The 16,695-nt window shown below is 70.2% G+C and carries 16 protein-coding genes; 9 read left to right on the plus strand and 7 right to left on the minus strand.

Going from position 1 to position 16,695, the window contains the following annotated elements; translation table 11 throughout:
* Positions 1–31: 31 nt before the first annotated feature.
* Complete coding sequence (gene hemG / locus OG223_RS39635; RefSeq protein WP_329259557.1) at positions 32–1,462, plus strand: protoporphyrinogen oxidase; 1,431 nt, start codon at positions 32–34, stop codon at positions 1,460–1,462.
* A 4-nt stretch (positions 1,463–1,466) separates the two neighbouring features.
* The gene (gene hemQ / locus OG223_RS39640; RefSeq protein WP_329259560.1) at positions 1,467–2,198 is read left to right on the plus strand and encodes a hydrogen peroxide-dependent heme synthase; all 732 of its coding nucleotides are present in this window, start codon (positions 1,467–1,469) and stop codon (positions 2,196–2,198) included.
* Between the two features lie 90 nt (positions 2,199–2,288).
* Here the strand turns inward: hemQ and OG223_RS39645 are convergent, their stop codons facing one another.
* The 7 genes from OG223_RS39645 to OG223_RS39675 all read right to left on the minus strand — a co-directional run bounded on the left by OG223_RS39645 (position 2,289) and on the right by OG223_RS39675 (position 9,969).
* Entirely contained in the window at positions 2,289–3,869 is a 1,581-nt protein-coding gene (locus OG223_RS39645; protein ID WP_329259563.1) for an alpha/beta hydrolase, read from the minus strand.
* A gap of 144 nt (positions 3,870–4,013) precedes the next feature.
* Positions 4,014–4,805: a TIGR04222 domain-containing membrane protein gene (locus OG223_RS39650; protein WP_329259566.1), complete on the minus strand. Its 792-nt coding sequence runs from the start codon at positions 4,803–4,805 to the stop codon at positions 4,014–4,016.
* Positions 4,806–4,951: 146 nt separating this feature from the next.
* Positions 4,952–5,725, minus strand: coding sequence for a DUF4142 domain-containing protein (locus OG223_RS39655; RefSeq protein WP_329259569.1), 774 nt, complete (start codon positions 5,723–5,725; stop codon positions 4,952–4,954).
* 151 nt (positions 5,726–5,876) lie between these two features.
* A complete protein-coding gene (locus OG223_RS39660) occupies positions 5,877–7,481 on the minus strand; it encodes a DUF692 domain-containing protein (RefSeq protein WP_329259572.1) in 1,605 nt (534 codons plus the stop codon).
* A 167-nt stretch (positions 7,482–7,648) separates the two neighbouring features.
* A complete protein-coding gene (locus OG223_RS39665) occupies positions 7,649–8,437 on the minus strand; it encodes a DUF4142 domain-containing protein (RefSeq protein ID WP_329259575.1) in 789 nt (262 codons plus the stop codon).
* A 133-nt stretch (positions 8,438–8,570) separates the two neighbouring features.
* Positions 8,571–9,182 carry a TIGR03086 family metal-binding protein gene (locus tag OG223_RS39670; protein ID WP_329259578.1) on the minus strand — a complete coding sequence of 204 codons (612 nt, stop codon included), beginning with the start codon at positions 9,180–9,182 and terminating at the stop codon, positions 8,571–8,573.
* A 103-nt stretch (positions 9,183–9,285) separates the two neighbouring features.
* Positions 9,286–9,969: a TetR/AcrR family transcriptional regulator gene (locus OG223_RS39675; protein WP_329259581.1), complete on the minus strand. Its 684-nt coding sequence runs from the start codon at positions 9,967–9,969 to the stop codon at positions 9,286–9,288.
* 54 nt (positions 9,970–10,023) lie between these two features.
* On the opposite strand from OG223_RS39675, the gene OG223_RS39680 reads away from it, so the two are divergent.
* From OG223_RS39680 to OG223_RS39710, 7 genes are all read left to right on the plus strand, one after another.
* Positions 10,024–10,470 (plus strand): hypothetical protein, encoded by a 447-nt coding sequence (locus OG223_RS39680; protein ID WP_329259583.1) that lies wholly within the window; start codon positions 10,024–10,026, stop codon positions 10,468–10,470.
* 150 nt (positions 10,471–10,620) lie between these two features.
* The gene (locus OG223_RS39685) at positions 10,621–11,445 is read left to right on the plus strand and encodes an ABC transporter ATP-binding protein (protein ID WP_329259586.1); all 825 of its coding nucleotides are present in this window, start codon (positions 10,621–10,623) and stop codon (positions 11,443–11,445) included.
* Between the two features lie 17 nt (positions 11,446–11,462).
* Complete coding sequence (locus tag OG223_RS39690; RefSeq protein WP_329259589.1) at positions 11,463–12,332, plus strand: ABC transporter permease; 870 nt, start codon at positions 11,463–11,465, stop codon at positions 12,330–12,332.
* Positions 12,333–12,473: 141 nt separating this feature from the next.
* Positions 12,474–13,583 (plus strand): ABC transporter substrate-binding protein, encoded by a 1,110-nt coding sequence (locus OG223_RS39695; RefSeq protein ID WP_329259592.1) that lies wholly within the window; start codon positions 12,474–12,476, stop codon positions 13,581–13,583.
* Between the two features lie 59 nt (positions 13,584–13,642).
* Positions 13,643–14,704 carry an LLM class flavin-dependent oxidoreductase gene (locus OG223_RS39700; protein ID WP_329259597.1) on the plus strand — a complete coding sequence of 354 codons (1,062 nt, stop codon included), beginning with the start codon at positions 13,643–13,645 and terminating at the stop codon, positions 14,702–14,704.
* Positions 14,704–15,363, plus strand: a complete 660-nt coding sequence (locus tag OG223_RS39705) for a cysteine hydrolase family protein (protein WP_329259600.1) — start codon at positions 14,704–14,706, stop codon at positions 15,361–15,363. The genes OG223_RS39700 and OG223_RS39705 overlap by 1 nt, the downstream gene beginning before the upstream one ends.
* On the plus strand, positions 15,360–16,694 hold the full coding sequence (locus OG223_RS39710; protein ID WP_329259603.1) for an NtaA/DmoA family FMN-dependent monooxygenase: 1,335 nt from the start codon (positions 15,360–15,362) through the stop codon (positions 16,692–16,694). The genes OG223_RS39705 and OG223_RS39710 overlap by 4 nt, the downstream gene beginning before the upstream one ends.
* Position 16,695: the final 1 nt, after the last annotated feature.

Here is a 16,695-nt window from a genome sequence, read left to right on the forward strand (position 1 = left end):
GACTGTCAGTGGGGTCTGAGAGGCTGGGGGCATGCGCGAAGTGGAGACTCGGACGGGCACAGGGCATGTCGTCGTCATCGGCGCCGGGATCGGCGGGCTGGCCGCCGCACACCGGCTGCTGGACAGAGGCGTGCGCGTGACGGTCGTCGAGGCGTCGGACCGGGTCGGCGGCAAGCTGCTGCCCGGCGAGATCGCGGGCGCCCGCGTGGACCTCGGCGCCGAATCGATGCTGGCCCGCCGCCCCGAGGCCGTCGCACTGGCCCGCGAGGTGGGCCTCACCGACCGACTGCGGGCGCCCGCCACCGCCACCGCGTCGATCTGGACCCGGGGTGCCCTGCGCCCCATGCCCAAGGGCCACGTCATGGGCGTCCCCGGCACCGCGTCCGCCCTCGCCGGGGTCCTCTCGGACGAGGGCCTGCACCGCATCGAGCGCGACGCCGACCTGCCCCGCACGGAGGTCGGCGACGACGTCGCGGTCGGGGAGTACGTGGCGGCACGCCTGGGCCGCGAGGTCGTCGACCGCCTCGTCGAGCCCCTCCTGGGCGGGGTCTACGCGGGCGACGCGTACCGCATCTCGATGCGCTCCGCCGTCCCGCAGCTCTTCCAGGCCGTGCGGATCCACGACTCCCTCACCGAAGCCGTCCGGGGCATCCAGGAGCGCGCCGTCGCCGCCCAGCAGACCGGCCCGGTCTTCATGGGCATCCAGGGCGGCGTGGGCCAACTCCCGCTCGCCGTCGCGGAGTCGGTGCGCGCGCGGGGCGCCGAGATCCTCATCGGGACACCCGTGACGGAGCTGCGCCGGAGCGGAGCGGAGGGCTGGCGGATCGTCGCCGGAGATCGCGTCCTCGAAGCCGACGGCGTGATCGTCGCCGTCCCCGCACCGGTGGCCGCCGAGCTGCTACGCCCCGAAGCACCCGGCGCCGCGGCCGAGTTGGGTGCCGTCGAGTGCGCGTCGATGGCCCTGATCACCCTCGCCTACCGCCGAGCGGACATCGAACTCCCCGAAGGCAGCGGCTTCTTGGTGCCGCCGGTCGACGGCCGCACCATCAAGGCGTCCACCTTCGCCTCCCAGAAGTGGGGCTGGATCGCCGACGAGAACCCGGACGTGCTGGTCCTGCGCACCTCGGTGGGCCGGTACGGCGAGACGGCGATCCTGGACCGCGAGGACACCGGCCTGGTCGACGTCTCGCGCCACGACCTGCGCGAGGCCACCGGCCTGGACGCCACGCCCGTCGAGACCCGCGTCACCCGCTGGACCGACGGCCTGCCCCAGTACCCGGTCGGCCACCACGCGCGCGTGACCCGCATCCGCGAGCACGTGGGCAAGCTGCCCGGCCTCGCCGTGTGCGGCGCGGCGTACGACGGGGTCGGCATCCCGGCGACCATCGCGAGCGCCTACGCGGCCGTCGAGCGGCTGACCGGTGACCCGGTGCCGAGCGCGTCCGGCGGAGCGGGAGAATAGCCCCATGAGCGACGACGCCCCCACCACCGAGTCCGGCCGTGTCCCGAACAAGGGCAAGCTGGCCAAGGACCTCAACGAGGTCATCCGCTACACCCTGTGGTCCGTCTTCAAGCTGAAGGACGTACTGCCCGAGGACCGCGCGGGATACGCCGACGAGGTCCAGGAGCTGTTCGACCAGCTCGCCGCGAAGGACGTGACCGTGCGCGGCACGTACGACGTGTCGGGCCTGCGCGCCGACGCCGACCTCATGATCTGGTGGCACGCCGAGACCGCCGACCAGCTCCAGGAGGCGTACAACCTCTTCCGCCGCACGAAGCTCGGCCGCGCCCTGGAGCCGGTCTGGTCGAACATGGCGCTGCACCGCCCCGCCGAGTTCAACCGCTCGCACATCCCGGCCTTCCTGGCCGACGAGACCCCGCGCAACTACATCAGCGTGTACCCGTTCGTGCGCTCCTACGACTGGTACCTGCTGCCCGACGAGGACCGCCGCCGCATGCTCGCCGACCACGGCAAGATGGCGCGCGGTTACCCGGACGTCCGCGCCAACACGGTCGCCTCCTTCTCCCTCGGCGACTACGAATGGCTCCTGGCCTTCGAGGCCGACGAGCTCTACCGCATCGTCGACCTCATGCGCCACCTCCGAGCCTCCGAGGCCCGCATGCATGTCCGAGAAGAGGTCCCGTTCTACACGGGCCGCCGCAAGGACATCGCGGACTTGGTAGCGGGCCTGGCGTAGTCGCCCTGCTTTTAGGCTTTCAGGGGCGCGGGGCTGTGTCGATATGCGGCTCCGCCGCGTGGGCGCGACCAGCCCCCACCGGGCCGCAGACTACTTACTGCCCGGTCGCGCAGCCTTCGGCTCAGCATGCGGCGCACAAGCCGCATGCCGCTCAGGCAACCGCCCTTCCAACAGATAAGCGTCCAGATACCCGTTGACGCACTTGTTGGATCCCCCGGCGATCCCATGAGTCCCCGCGTCCCGCTCAGTCACCAACACCGAGTCGGACAACCGCCGCTGCAACTCAAGCGCCCCGTCATAAGGCGTAGCCGCATCCCGCTCGGCAGCCATGATCAGCACCGGCGGCAACTCACCGGGCCCGGTCCGCACATCAAGGGGCTGCTGACGCGGCTCGGGCCAGTACGCGCACGGCAGATTCATCCACACGTTGTCCCAGGTCTCGAACGGCGCCACCCGCGCGAGCCGCGTGTTGTCCCGGTCCCAGACACTCCACTCGGTGGGCCAGGCCGCGTCGTTGCACTCGACGGCCGTGTACACCGCGTTGCCGTTCTCCGCCTCGACGGCCGCCCCCGGCGTCGCGCCCGCCTGCCGTACCAGCAGCTTGGGGTTGCCCTTCAAGTAGGCCGACAGCGCCGCCGCGGTGTGCGGCCAGTAGTCGTCGTAGTACCCGGCGGACAGGAACGCGCCCTGCAACTGCGCCGGCCCCACCTTGCCGCCCGCGGGCTTCTCGGCGAGCCGTGCCGAAGCCTTCTCGTAGCTGCGCAGCACCTTCTCCGCCGTGTTGCCGAGGCCGTACACGTCGTCGTGCTTGGCGATCCACTCGCGGAGGTCCGCCCAGCGGCTCTCGAACGCGGCCGACTGGTCGAGGTTGTTGCGGTACCAGATCTGCTCGGGGTCCGGGTTCACCGCCGAGTCGAACACCATCCGCCGTACGTGCGAGGGGAACAGCGTCGCGTACAGCGCCCCGAAGTACGTCCCGTAGGACGCGCCCATGAACGTCAGCCGGTCCTCGCCGAGGGCGGCGCGCAGGACGTCCAGGTCGCGGGCGTTGTTGAGGGAGTTGTAGAAGCGGAGCTTGCTGCCGGAGCGCTTGGCGCAGCCGCGCGCGTAGGCCTTGGCCTGAGCGACGCGCTCCTTCTTGTACGACTCCGAGGGGTGCGTCGGCGACTGCGAGGGTCCCTTGAAGAAGCGTTTGGGGTCGACGCAGGACAGCGGTGCCGACTTGTCGACCCCTCGTGGGGCGTAGCCGACGAGGTCGTAGGCCGAGGCGATGCGCTTCCACTCGGGGAGCAGGCCGATCAGCGGGAAGTAGAGGCCGGAGGCGCCGGGGCCGCCCGGGTTGTAGACCAGGGAGCCCTGGCGGGGGACTCTGCGCTTGCTGTTGTGCGGGTCCTTGTGGGTGGCCCGGGCCCGGCTGACGGTGAGTCTGATCTGCTTGCCGTCGGGGTGCGCGTAGTCGAGCGGGACGGAGACCGTGCCGCACTCCATGGTGCCGGGCATGTCCTCCGCGTCGGGGCACTTCCCGAAGTCGATGCCCTTCGCCCGGGCGTGCGCGGCGGCGAGCGCGGTGCCGGCCGGCTCGACGGCGCCCGGGGCACCGGTGGCCGGGGCGGCGGCGAGGGTGGTCAGGAGCAAGGACCCGGCGGCCGAGTACAGGGCGGCGGCTCGCATGGTGGCGGTATCCCTTCGGAGCACGGCTGCAACAAAAGGGATGTTTCGTTCGGCTGTTGGCGAAGGCAAGCACCATCGGGCGGTGTCGGCCCCAATGACCCCTGTGCGCCCCCGGGGAGCGCCTTCACGCTGTGGTCGGCGACGTCAGCGACGCCACTCGTCGAACTGCCCGCGGTACTGCTCGCGATGTGCGAAGGCCGCCCGCAGATCGGGCTCGCCGACCGCGCGGATGCCGCGTACGGCGACGGACGTCAGATACATACGGTCGTCCCCGCCGCCCGCGTGCCGCGCCAGCGTGCCGAGCAGCCGCTGACCGGCCGGGGAGGCCCAGCGCGAGTACGGGTGCACCTCGACCCGCGCGATGGCCAGACAGCTCAGCGTGAGGGCCAGCGGCAGCGCGAACCAGAGCGCGACCAGCCCGCGCGGCATCTCCGCCCCCGGCGTCAGCAGTGCGGTCGCGCCCAGCACGAGCACGACCAGCGCGGCGGCCCGCACCTGCCGTACCCCGGCCGCGACGGTCGTACTGCTCCCGTCCGGTACGGCCAGACCCGCGTCGACGAGCCGGTCCGCGACGTCGCGGACCGCGTCCGTGGCCGCCGCGGTGGCCCGCACCGGGCCGATCCTGGACTGTCCCTCGGGCCCGATGGCGCCGATCACCGACCGCTCGATGGCGTCCCGGCCGCGCGGGTCGACGACGGTCGCCCAGCCGGTGTGCGCGAGCAGCAGCCGGTGCTGCCGCGCCATGGAGACGAGCGTCAGATCGGCGACCCGCGCGGGACCGCCGGACAGGAACGCCGCCTCGTAGAGCGTCAGATCGTGTCCCGCGCCCGTGTCGTCCGCGTCGACGGTCGCCGCTCTGACGGCGGCCAGGCACAGCCGCGTGCACGCGGTGCCGGCGACGGCCCAGGCCAGGAGCAGGAGAAGGACCCAGAACATGCCAAGTTTCTATGCCAAAGGCCGAGTGCGACGCCATGCCTTGTTCACAATCCGGACGGAGCGTTGTCGGTATGTGACGTTCCGATTGTCCGGAAACGAACCACGTCCGAAACGGGACTACGGCAGGGCTACGGCTTCTGCAGCTTCTACGGCTGTGTCGACGCCGGTGGGCTGGAGGCGGCCGGCGGGAGGGTGTAGGTCGGGGAGACGGACGGGGCCAGCGGTACGACCTGACCGGGGTCGGCCACGGCGGAGCTGCTGGGTACGGGCGTGCTCGACGCCGCCATGTCCCGCGCCAGCGCGGAGAAGTCGACGTACCCGGTGGCCTCCAGGACCTTGATGTGGTCCAGGACGGTCGTGTTCGCGTCGTCGGCGAGGGCGCGGACCAGGGAGTTCTGGGTGGTGGCGCGGACCTGCGCGACCACCGTGAAGACCTTGCCGTGCGCGAGGCGCAGGATGTTGGCGAACTCACGGTCGAAGTTCACACCCTGTGCCGCATTGAGCGTGGCCAGCCACTGCTGTTGCTGCGCGTTGGGCTGGTTCGGCAGCGGCAGCCCGAGCTTGGCGGCGACATCGCGCACCCGCTCGTCCAGGAAGGTGTGCCCGTCGATGAGATGCTGCCCCGCCGTCCGTACGGCCGCGGTCGTGCCCTTCTCCTCGGCCTGCTGGCCGGCCGACAGCTCCCACAGCCCGGCCAGCCGGACCCGGGTGACGAAGTCCCGGTCCAGGGCGGACAACGGCCCGTACTGGGTGGTGGTCACCGTCTGGGCGCTGAGCACGTTGGCACCGGTCGTCCCGGACCGGTCGGCGTAGGACCAGACCGGGAAGATCAGCGCCGCCAGCGTCGCGGTCAGGCCCATGACGATGACGCCGGTGCCACTGAAGATGCCTCGGCCCTTCACGGGGGGTCGCGGTCGCATGGGGTGCCTCCTGTCACGGCACCGCACGGGAGTGTGCTTTCTGTGCGCTTCTCGTGCGGGACCGCAATATTACTGTGGAGTCACTGTCACCTCCCAAGGCCCCTAGTCAGCGCAGCCGTAACCCCTTGCCGGCCCCGCCCCACCCCACCCCTCAACGGCGTTGCAGCACCCGCCTGGTCGCGCGGGCGAGCCGGACCGCGGGCCGCGTCGAACGCGGGGCCGGCCCCGAGCGCTCCAGCCACCACTCCCGCAACTCCCGCCGCGCCTCGACATCCTCCGGCCCGCCCGACAGCAGCAACTGCCCGGCGAAGTCCAGCGCGTCACGCCGGTACCCGCCGCTCATCGGGTGCGAGTGCGCGTACGCGAGAAAGGCCGACCGGTACGACGCCCCGAGAATCACCGGCAGTTCAGGAGCCACCTTCGCCACGACATCGGCCCGCTTCACCCCGAGCGCCCGCGCCTGCACCCCGAGCCGCACCCGATCGAACCCGTCGGGCACAGGAGTCCCGGCGACAAGGGCGGAGAGCAGAGCGACCTGAGCGAGGGCGAGACGCTGGCGAGCGGAGTCGGAGGTCGGCGATGCGGCGGGGGGAGCGCCGCTGCCCCGGGGCGCGGGCGTGTCCTGCGGCACCTCGGCGGCGCGTGTTGTCTGTCCCTCCGGCGATCTGGTGGCTTGCGGCGTCTGTGCCTCCGGCGACCCTGCGACCCGCAGCGTCTGCGCCTTCGCTGACCCCGTGGCCCGCATCGGCTCCGCCTTCGGCGACCCCACAGCCCGTAGCGTCTGTGCCTCCGGCGCCCCCGTGGCCTGTAGCGTCTTCGCCCCCGCCGCCCCTGCCGCCCGCGTGGCTCGCATCGACTTCGTCTCCGGCGCCCCCGCCGCCTCTAGCCTCGTCGACTCCCGCGCGGGCGTCCCGTTCGTGGTCGAGCGTGCCCAGCCCTTGGCCACTGCCCCGCGGATTGCCATCAACTCCCGTTCCAGTTCTGCTGGTTCGGGGAAGTTGTCGTCGCGTTCCAGTAGTACCCCCGGCGGGGAGACGCGGGTCGCGAGGTCGGTGAGGATGGCGAGGATCGGGGCGGGGACGGGGTGGGCGTGGGTGTCGTGCCAGACGCCGTCGCGTTCGATGCCGCCGGCGACATGGACGTAGGCGATGGCCTCGACGGGGAGTTCGGCGAGGGCCTCGGCCGGGCTCTCGCCGCGGTTGACGTGGTTGGTGTGCAGGTTGGCGACGTCGATCAGGAGCCGTACGCCGGTGCGGTCGGCCAGGTCGTACAGGAACTGGCCCTCGGTCATCTCCTCGCCCGGCCAGGCCAGCAGTGCGGCGATGTTCTCGACGGCGAGGGGTACGGGCAGCGCGTCCTGGGCGATGCGGATGTTCTCGCAGAGCACGTCGAGGGCGTCGCGGGTGCGCGGGACCGGCAGCAGGTGGCCGGCTTCGAGGAGCGGGGACGCGGTGAGTCGGCCGCCCGCGCGGACGAACGCGATGTGCTCGGTGATCAGCGGCGAGCCCAGCGCCTCGGCCCGTTCGGCGAGCGCCGTCAGCCTGCCCGCGTCCGGCCGGTCGGCACCGCCGAGGCCGAGGGAGACGCCGTGCGGGATCACGGTCACGCCGCGTTCGCGCAGCCGTAGCAGCGATTCGGGGAGGTGGCCGGGGCAGACGTTCTCGGCGACCGCCTCGACCCAGTCGATGCCCGGCATGCGCTCCACGGCGTCCGCGATCTCCGGCCGCCAACCGATGCCCGTCCCCAGTCGTTCCATCGTCCGTCCCCGTCCGCCAGGCGAGCCATGAACCCCATGAACTCCACAAGTCCGCTGTTCGGTGTGACGGGGGTATCGCCCACGGGCAGGGCCCCGAACCTCGGCCGCGTCACTTTCAGAGCAACATTTGAGGTTCGGGGCCAGGACCCGGACGGCCGGGGCAGGCCCTACCCCAGCACGCCGTTCGAGTCGACCGGATCCGGTCGGCCGGTGTTGACCGTGCCCGGTGCGGCCGGGGACGGGCGTGAGGTGGTGCCGATGTTCGGGCTTGCCACGGCGGCCGGTGCCGAGGGGGCCGGCTGGCCGGGTACGGGTGCCGCGGGGCCGGTCGGGCTGGCGGTCGAGGCGTTCGCGATCCCGTTGGCGATCGCGTCGAAGTCGACCCGCCCGGTCTTCTCCAGCACGGTGATGTGGTCGAGCACGGTCTGGTTGGCGTCCGAGGCCAGTTGTCGCACCAAGGTGTTGCGGGTGGTGTTCCGTACGGCGCCGATGGCCGGGAAGATCTTGCCGTGCGCGGCCCGCAGCAGGTTGGCGAACTTGTACTCGTACTCCGTGCCGGTCGCCGCGCTCATCTCCTGCAGCCAGCCCTGCTGTTGCTCGTTCGGCACGTTCGGCAGCGCGACATTGAGCTGGGCCGCGATGATCCGCACCCGCTTGTCGAGGTCGGTGTGACCGACGATGAGATGGTCCCCGGCCTCCTTGATCGCCTGGCTGGGCGCCCGCTCGACCGCCTGTTGCCCGGCCGGCAGCTCCCACAGCCCGGCCAGCCGCACCCGCACGATCAGATCCCGGTCGGCGGCCGTCAACGGCCCCCACTCGGTGTTCACGGTGCCCGCCGCCACGTTCGCCTGCCCGGTCCCCGCCCGGTCGGCGTACGACCACACGGGAAAGGCGAGCGCACCGGTGGTGGCGACGATGGTCGCGATGAACACAGCCGTACCGTTGATACGACGCAAGGGAGCCTCCCGGGGGAACCAACTGGTCGTTGGAGAAGTTGACGCGTGGCCAGTGCCTGGAGGTACGCGTGGGCCACTCGGCTTGTTCAAAGGGAGGGCAGCTTTCCTCAAAGGGCAGGCAAAGGAAGCGAGTTCAGCGGCTCTTCGTGGGCCAGTGCTCAGGCGCCCGGCCCAGCAGCCGTAGCGCCTCGTCGAGCGGACCGGCGTCCGGCGGCACGTCGAGCGGCGGGGCGAAGGCGAATCCCGGGCCGCGTCCGGCCGGGTCCGTGGGCACCAGTCGGGCCACCACCAGCGCGATGTCCAGGACGTCCTCCGACAGGTCCGGCGCGGTGCCGAGCGTGGCGGCGACGTCCCAGGCGTGCACGACGTAGTCGATGAAATGGAAGCCGATCGCCGTCCGGCCGGGGACGCTCAAGCCCAGCTCCGGCAGGGCGAACTCCCGTTCGGTGGCGCCGAGTTCGGCGAACGCGGCGAGGACGGCCGTGGCCGCCGCGCGATGCGTCCGGGCCGGCGCGCCCATGTCCTCCGGCTCCCGCCAGTACGCCCTGTCCTGACCCGCGCCGCGCGCGGCGGCCGCGAACCCGTGATGCTGCGCGGCCATGTGCGCCACGAGCCGCCGCAGGTTCCACCCCGCGCAGGGGGTGTCCCGCTCCCAGTCCTCCTCCTGCGCCAACTCCACTACGCGCAAAGCCTCGTACACGGCGATCCGGTCGAGCTCGACGATGTCCGTTCCGGTGGCAGTCATGGGACTTGACCCTAAAGCTGTCCGAACGATCGTGCTACTTGTTTTCGGCCGAAGTCGGGATGGGGAAATGCGGTGTGCGCGGAGACGTGAAATGCCTTGTATGTCAGGTGACTTGGGGAGCCGCCGCAGGATCCGTGGCCGCGCACCGCAGCCGTGCCGCTATGCCGACCCGGGCCCGGCGGTACGCGGTCTCCTCGTCGTGCAGTACGGAGACCGCGTTGGCCGTCTCCATCAACGCGACGATCTCGAAGGCGAGTTGGGGTATGTCGGTGTCGGCCCGCAACTCGCCCGCGTCTCGCGCCTCGGCGACCGTCCGCTCCACGAGGGCCGTCCAGTCCCGCTGCGCGCCGGCCACCGCGTCGTGCACCGGCCCGGACCGGGCGTCGAACTCGGCGATGACCTCGTAGAAGAAGCAGCCGCCCGGGAAGACCCGCCCCCGCGAGTACTCCAGCCACAGTTCGCACAGCCGCCACAACCGGCCGATCCCGGCGGGGAGTTCGGCGGCGGGCCTGATGACCTTCTCGGTGTGGATACGGGCGGCCTCGCGCACGGTGGCCAGTTGCAGCTCCTGCTTGGAGCCGAAGAGCGCGAACACCCCGCTCTTGCTGAGCCGCAACTCGGTCGCCAACCGGCCCACGGACAGCGCCTCCAGACCCTCGACGGAGGCGATGTCGACGGTACGGCGCAGGACCAGCCGCCGGGTGCGGTTGCCCCGCTCGACCCGGCCGTCGAGTCGTGTCGTACCCGCGTCCTCGTCAGGTGTCCTGGTCGCTCCGCCGGCTCTCATGGTGGTCCACCCTAAGCAACACGGGGGAAACGGACACTTCCTAGGATGCGGCGGATGCACCTGATCGTCCTGGACGCCCCCACCGAGTGGAGCCGCTTCGCCGACGGCTCCGTCGAGCGCCGCATGCTGCTCGCGCTCGGCGACCACCTCGGCACGCTGCTGCGTCCGAAGCCGCTCATGCTGCCCGACGGCAGCCGCGTCGAGGTAGAGGGCATCGACGCCGACCGCCGCGTCCTCGTCCAACTCGTCGGCAACCAAGGTGCGTACAAGCCCGCCTACCGCAACAAGGTCATGGCGGACATGTTCAAACTGCTCTGGCTGCGGGAATCCGTACCGACCGCCGAGCGGGCGATCCTGCTGGTCACCGAGCTGATCGTGCAGGCCCTGGGCGGCTGGGTGGCGCGCGCCGCGGCGGACCTCGGGATCGAGATCCATGTGTACGACGGCAGCACGGTCGCCCCGCTGCGCCCCTCGTCGCGGCCAGACGTAAAACGCCCGTAACAGTCAACTGCGCCGTCCCGAAACACAATCTTCCTACGGTCGGGGACACCTAAGCGGATTTCCGCGTGGCAGTCAGTCGCACTCGCTACGCACGCTCTCCGACTTCCAGGATCGGGCACTCGTGCCCGCGACATGGATGGGAGCGTGAAGGTGACTGGTACGCCAGCACTCCAACTGCGGTCGGTACGACGGGTCTACGGCTTCGGGTCCGCCGCGACCACGGCCCTCGACGACGTCCACCTGACCGTGCCGTCGGGCCGTTTCGTCAGCCTCATCGGCCCCAGCGGCTGCGGGAAGTCGACGCTGCTGCGACTCGTCGCGGGGCTCGAACAGCCGGACCACGGCGAGGTGTCGGTCCACGGGGTGACACCGGCACAGGCGTGCGCGGCCAAGATGATCGGGCTCGTGCCGCAGAGCCCGGCGCTGCTGCCCTGGCTGTCCGTCCTGCGCAACGTCACGCTGCCGCAGAAGATCAACCGGGGCGCCGGGAAGCGTCGTGAGCGCATCGCCGACTTCGCCGAGCGGCAGACGGCGGTTCCCGACATGGAGGAACTCCTCGTCAAGGCCGGTCTCGGCGACGCCCTGCACAAGCTTCCCGCCCAGTTGTCCGGCGGAATGCGCCAACGCGCCGCGATCGTGCGGGCGTTCGGCCTGCAACCCGACGTGCTCGTCATGGACGAACCCTTCTCGGCGCTCGACGAGTTCACCCGCGAAAGCCTCCAGGACCAACTCCTCGACCTGTGGGAGGAGTTGAGGACCACAGTTCTGTTCGTCACGCACTCCGTGTCCGAGGCCGTACGGCTCTCCGACACCGTCGTCGTCATGGCGCCGAACCCCGGCCGCATCGTCGAGAGCATCGACGTCGACCTGCCTCGGCCACGCGGTGAACGGCTCTTCGGGGAACGGCGGTTCCACGAGTACGAGGACCTGGTGAGAGAGCGGCTGCGGCGCGCCTGGCACAGCGAAGCCGCGTGAGTGGGGGCGTGAGGGACATGACCGTAGCCGACGAACGCACCACCGACGCCCCGGCGGCCGGTACGGCCGGGAAGCAACCGCCCGTCGAACCGTCCCGGTTCAGTCTGAAGCACCCGAGGTCGCGGATCGCGTGGGTCCGGCCGGCCGTGTGGTTGCCCCTCGTCGTGATGCTGGCGCTCCTTGCCGGGCTCTGGCACTGGGGGGCCGAACAACTTCCCTATCTGCTGCCGCCGTTGTCCGACGTCGGCAGTTCGCTCTCCGGCAATTTCGGCTACTACGTCCACAACGCCCTTGTCACGCTCGGTGAGGCCACGGCCGGGCTGGGGATGGGGTTCGTCGGGGCGTTCGTCCTCGCGGTGCTGACCAGTGAACTTCCGTTGGTGCGGCGGGCGGTGATGCCGATCGCCGTCGTCCTCAATGTGACCCCGCTGGTGGCGGTCGCGCCGGCCCTGGTCGTCGCCTTCGGGTTCGGGCCCATGCCCAAGCTGATCATCACCGGGCTGATCTGCTTCTTCCCGATCCTCATCAACACGGCTACGGGGCTGCGGTCCGTTCCTCAGCAGGTGTTGCAGGTCTATCGGACGATGGACGCGAGTCGGGTCGAGCTGTTGTGGCATGTGCGGGTTCCGAATGCGCTGCCGTATCTCTTTGCCGCGCTGCGTATCGTCTTTCCGCTGTCGATCATCGGGGCGGTCGTTGCCGAGATGTCGGCGTCCGGGTCCACGGGGGGTCTTGGCACGGCGATCAGTGTGGCCTCCTCCATGAATCAACTCCCCGTTGTTTACGCCTCGATCCTCGTTCTAGCGGTGATGGGCGTGTTGCTGTTGCTTGCGGTGACCGTCGTTGAGCGGCGTGTGCTGCATTGGCACGACAGTAATCAGGACTGACCGCTGCGCGGCTTGGTCGTCCTTTGGCTGCGGGCCTGTGGGGGCCGGCCGCGCCCACGCGGCGGAGCCGCATATCGATACAGCGCCGTGCCCCTTTGGGGCGCTCAACTCACCGGCAATAACGCCAGTTTGGAGTCACCCATGTCCCACCATCGCCTCACCAGATCAGCCCTCGTCGCCACCGTGCTGACGATCGGAGTCGCCGGATGCGGATCCGGCTCGGACGACAGCAGCTCCGCCGGTTCGGCCGGGTCCGCGATATCCGCGAAGCGGTGTGCGGAGAACAAGGCCGCCGGGAAGATCACGTATCTCTCCGGGTATCAGTTCCAGTCCTCCGTGTCGATCCTCGAATACATCGCCGCCGCCAAGCTGGGGTATTTCAAGGACCTTTGCCTCACCGTCGATCTCAAGCCCGGCAGTGGTGACACCGCGCAGAACACCAAGCTGCTCGCCGGCGGACAGGCGACCGTGTCCGCGATCTCCGAGCAGGATCTGATCCAGGCGCAGGCCAACGGCATCGACATCAAGGGCATTTCCTCGTACTCGAACGCCGGTCTCGACATTCTGATGACCAACAAGGACATCACCGACCTGACCCAGCTCGACGGCAAGGTCGTCGGGCACAAGGGGTATGTCCCCGCCGCCGTCGAGGCGATGCTGGTCAAGGCCGGTGTGAAGTGGGACTCGCTCAAGCTGGTGAAGGAGGGCTACGACCCCTCCGTGCTGCCCCGGAAGCAGGGCGGTCTCGAAGCGCTCACCGGGTTCGTCTCGAACGAGCCGAACCAGCTCAAGGCGGCCGGCAAGGACGTCACCGTGTGGAAGCCGGTCGACTACAAGATCCCGAGCTCGATCGGCGCGATGGCGGTCAACCCGGCGTTCGCCAAGGCGCATCCGCACGCCGTCGAGGACATTCTGCGGGCCGCGCTGCACGCGTACGAGTACTGCTCCTCCAGTGAGGCGCACATCACCGAATGCGTGGGCTACGCGGCCAAGTTGTCCGGCCCGACCTACGACAAGAAGCTCAACGCGACGATCTGGAAGACCGAGACGCAGGTCGTCAAGGAGAACCCGACGCCCGGACAGCCGCTGGGCGGGATCGACCCCGACAACGTAACCCAACTCGTCGCCATGCTGCACCAGTTCAAGATCGTGCCGAGCAGTGTGACCGCCGCCAAGGCCGGGGCGTGGTTCGACACCTCGTTCGTCAAGGACATCTACAGCGGCGACAAGCTCGTCTGGCCCGCGCCGTAGGCCCCATGGTCGGCAGACCGTCGAAACGCCCCTGAAAGAGCCGCAGAAAGGTCCCTGACGTGCCCGCGAAAGAGTATGGAATCTTCCTTCCCATCGGGAACGGCGGCTGGATGCTGTCCACCACCGCGCCGCACCCCGAGGCGACCTACGCCTACAACAAGCGTGCCGCCCTGCACGCGGAGAACATCGGGCTCGACTTCGTGATGTCGATGGCCAAGTGGCGTGGTTTCGGCGGGAGTACGGACCACTGGGGCCGCTCGCTGGAGTCGATGACGATGATGTCGGCGCTCGCCGAGGCGACCAGCAGGGTCAAGATCTGGGCGACCCTGCACGCCAACATCCACAACCCCGCCGTCGCGGCGAAGATGCTCACGACCCTCCAGGACATCTCCGGGGGCCGGGCCGGCATGAACATCGTGAACGGCTCGTACGCGGGGGAGTTCGAGCAATTCGGGGACTGGGACCCGGAGTTGAGCCACGAGGACCGCTACCGGATGACGGAGCTGTGGACGGAGGCGGTCACCCGGCTGTGGACCGAGGACTCGGTCACCCTGAACACCCCGTACTTCGACCTCGTCGACTGCGAGTCCCGTCCGCATCCGGCGACCCGGCCGACGCTCATCAGCGCGGGACGGTCCGAGGACGCGCGCCGCTTCCAGGCCCGGTACGCCGACGGTGCCTTCCTCGCCGCCGACAGCCTCGACGACATGCGGTCGCTCTCCGCCGACGTCCACGCCCGGGCGAAGGCCAACGGCCGTGTCTGCAAGACCTATTCGATGCTCACCGTCGTCCAGGACGACACCGACGAGCTGGCCGTCAAGAAGGTGAAGGAGTGGGGCGTGGGCGTCGACCGCGAGGCACTCGCCCATATGCGGCACACCTGGGGCGTGCCCGCCGACCAGGCCCGTGCGTGGGCCGACGGCGCCGACGGGGAGGCGGCCTTCCAGACGCCGTACGTCGCCGGCAATGCCCGTACGGTCGCCGAGCACATCGAGTACATCGTGCGGGAGGCCGACCTCGACGGACTCATGCTGATCTTCCCGGAGTACGACGAGGACATGCTGCTGTTCGGTGAGACCGTGCTGCCCGCGCTGCGCGCCCGCGACGAGGTGGCGGCCTGATGTCCGACCTGCGGGAGCGACAACTCGCCCACCTCGCCAAGTCGTTCGGCAGGCCCGCGCTCGTCGTGGTCGACGTGCAACGGGACTTCGCCGATCCCGACCGGCTCGGGGCGTACGGCCTGACGGACGCGGCGCTCACGGCGCTGGACCGGACGGTCACCCGTATCGCCGAGCTCGTCGACGCCGCACGTGCCGCCGAAGTACCGGTCGTCTGGGTCGAGTTGGGCAGCGACCCGGCGCGCCCGTGGCGGTCGAGCAACTGGCTGCGCGAGGGCGACTACGACGCGCCCATGAGCCCGGACGAGCCGTGCCGGATCGGGACGCCCGGCGCCGAGTGGTATCGAATGCGGCCCGCGGAAGGCGAGTTGCGGGTGGTCAAGCGCGGGTACAGCGGCTTCCTCGGCACCGATCTCGACGCGCGGCTGCGCGCCGCCGGCCACGACTGGCTCACCGTCGTCGGCCTGACGAGCGAGTGCTGTGTGTACGCGACCGCCCAGGACGCCGTCCAACTCGACTGGCCCGTCGTCGTACCGCAGGACACGACGACCGCCTACGACCACCACGTCAACGCCGCCGCCCTGTTCCAACTGGGCCTGAACGTCGCAGTGTTGAGCGACGCCGACGAGGTCGTGGACCTGTGGAAGAAGGCTGCGCGATGACCGGAATGCACATCGGTTACGACCTCTCCTTCACCCACACCGAAGGTGCCTGGGCCCGGCAGGGCTCCTGGATCGGGCGGGACTTCCCGGACGTCCGGATGTTCATGGAACTGGCGCAGACCGCCGAACGCGCGGGCGTCGGGCTGCTGTTCTTCGGCGACGGCAGCGGTATCCCCAGCACCTGGCGGGGCAGCATCGCACCGGCCGTGGAGTGGGGCATCCAGTGGCCGCGCCACGACATGTCACCGGTCATCGCCGCGATGTCGACGGTGACGGAGAAGGTCGGCTTCGGGCTGACGTACTCCTCGACGTTCATGCATCCCTTCTACGTCGCCCGGCTGTTGAACTCGCTCGACCATGTGACCGGCGGCCGTATCGCCTTCAACGTGGTCGCCTCCACCCGCGGCGCGGACGCGGCGAACTACGGGTTCACCGAGCTGATGGACCACGACCTGCGCTACGAGCGGATGGAGGAATTCGTCGACGTCTGCCGGGCGTTGTGGGACTCCGTGGCGCCGGACGCGATCGTCCGCGACCGGAGCACGGGCCGGTTCGCCGACCCCGCGAAGGTGCGTCCCATCGACCACGACGGGCGCTTCTTCACCGTCAAGGGCCCGCTCGCGTCCGTCCCCGGCCCGCAGTACCACCCGCTCATCGTCCAGGCGGGCAACTCGCCCCGGGGGATTGCCGCTTCGGCCCGCTTCGCCGATCTCGTCTTCGGCTTCGGCGGGCATCTGGCGAGCCAGCAGCGCCATCGCAAGATGCTCGACGAGGCGTTGCTCGCCGAAGGACGGGACCCGGAGCACGTCGGCATCCTCTGGGCCACGCAGGTGATCGTCGGCCGTACGAAGGCCGAGGCGTCGGCGCGCTGCGACGCGGTGCACGAGTTCTGGAACGAGGAGGCCGTCGCCACCTACCTCTCGCACAACGCCGGCTACGACTTCTCGACGCTTCCCGGATCCTTCCGACTCGGCGAACTGCGCGACGAGTTGGCGGCGGCCAACGCCAGTCCCGCGGGCATCGTCGGCTCGCTCGTCACCGAGTTCGGCGCGGACCACACCATGAGCCGTAGCGAGTTCTTCGCGCACGGACGGGGGCGGGCGACGGGCCTGGACCACAGTGTGGTCGGCGACCCGGCCGCCGTGGCCGACGCGTTGGAGGAGAACTTCGCGGCGACCGGATCGCGCGGCGGCTTCATGTTCTCCAGCCCGCTGGCCATGCCCTCCGGCTTCGCCGGGATCAGCGAACTGCTGCTGCCCGAACTGCGCCGCCGCGGCGCCCTCGCACCGGCGTACACCGGATCGACTCTGCGCGAGAACCTGGCAGTCTGAG

Origin of the sequence: Streptomyces sp. NBC_01478 (genome assembly GCF_036227225.1) — a bacterium.
Classification (GTDB): Bacteria; Actinomycetota; Actinomycetes; order Streptomycetales; family Streptomycetaceae; genus Streptomyces.

Coding starts and splice junctions, on each gene's coding strand:
- hemG (WP_329259557.1), top strand. CDS start 32: ATGCGCGAAGTGGAGACTCGGACGGGCACAGGGCATGTCGTCGTCATC.
- hemQ (WP_329259560.1), top strand. CDS start 1,467: ATGAGCGACGACGCCCCCACCACCGAGTCCGGCCGTGTCCCGAACAAG.
- OG223_RS39645 (WP_329259563.1), bottom strand. CDS start 3,869: ATGCGAGCCGCCGCCCTGTACTCGGCCGCCGGGTCCTTGCTCCTGACC.
- OG223_RS39650 (WP_329259566.1), bottom strand. CDS start 4,805: ATGTTCTGGGTCCTTCTCCTGCTCCTGGCCTGGGCCGTCGCCGGCACC.
- OG223_RS39655 (WP_329259569.1), bottom strand. CDS start 5,725: ATGCGACCGCGACCCCCCGTGAAGGGCCGAGGCATCTTCAGTGGCACC.
- OG223_RS39660 (WP_329259572.1), bottom strand. CDS start 7,481: ATGGAACGACTGGGGACGGGCATCGGTTGGCGGCCGGAGATCGCGGAC.
- OG223_RS39670 (WP_329259578.1), bottom strand. CDS start 9,182: ATGACTGCCACCGGAACGGACATCGTCGAGCTCGACCGGATCGCCGTG.
- OG223_RS39675 (WP_329259581.1), bottom strand. CDS start 9,969: ATGAGAGCCGGCGGAGCGACCAGGACACCTGACGAGGACGCGGGTACG.
- OG223_RS39680 (WP_329259583.1), top strand. CDS start 10,024: ATGCACCTGATCGTCCTGGACGCCCCCACCGAGTGGAGCCGCTTCGCC.
- OG223_RS39690 (WP_329259589.1), top strand. CDS start 11,463: ATGACCGTAGCCGACGAACGCACCACCGACGCCCCGGCGGCCGGTACG.
- OG223_RS39695 (WP_329259592.1), top strand. CDS start 12,474: ATGTCCCACCATCGCCTCACCAGATCAGCCCTCGTCGCCACCGTGCTG.
- OG223_RS39705 (WP_329259600.1), top strand. CDS start 14,704: ATGTCCGACCTGCGGGAGCGACAACTCGCCCACCTCGCCAAGTCGTTC.
- OG223_RS39710 (WP_329259603.1), top strand. CDS start 15,360: ATGACCGGAATGCACATCGGTTACGACCTCTCCTTCACCCACACCGAA.